General features: G+C 64.4%; 1 protein-coding gene. It reads left to right on the top strand.

Features of this window, described 5'->3' with window-relative positions:
* Positions 1–21 precede the first annotated feature (21 nt).
* Positions 22–469, top strand: a 448-nt coding sequence (locus EXE42_RS16845) for a hypothetical protein (RefSeq protein ID WP_137707049.1), incomplete at its 3' end; no start/stop codon positions are given.

Here is a 469-nt window from a genome sequence, read left to right as displayed (position 1 = left end):
GAGCGCTCCGTTGAACGGCAGATGGCGATTCGGGAGTTGTTCACCAAAAACTCGCTCCCAGGCAACGACGTAGTCACCCACGAGGCGTTCGTTGCGGCCGCCGAGAACGGCGAGACAGAGAAGCTCGAAACACTGGCCGACCAACTTGCGGTCGCGCCGTCGTCCGACCCGGACGAACCGGCTGATGAGAAAGAGTCCCTGAGTGTCGAGGAAGTGCCGTTCGGCTTCCACCCACGGCTTGATCCCGCCGGGTACTCCGCAGGGAGTGGCCCCATCAACGAGGCGCTAGAACTCGACCCGCACGGCAGCGGTGTGAAGGGCGCGGCCCAAACCGCACTCGGGCTTGATGCGTCCACGCCGGACCACTCCGAGACAGAGACTGGTCATCTCGCCGCAGCGGCGGACGTGTATCCCGAAGCCACCGATGATCCGTCTGACCCACTCCCAGATGGGGAAACGCTCTCAGCGC

Source organism: Halorubrum sp. SP3 (genome assembly GCF_005435195.1).
GTDB classification, from domain to species: domain Archaea; phylum Halobacteriota; class Halobacteria; order Halobacteriales; family Haloferacaceae; genus Halorubrum; species Halorubrum sodomense.
Note: the sequence above shows the minus strand (reverse complement) of the source record. Positions and strands in the feature narration are given on the sequence as shown.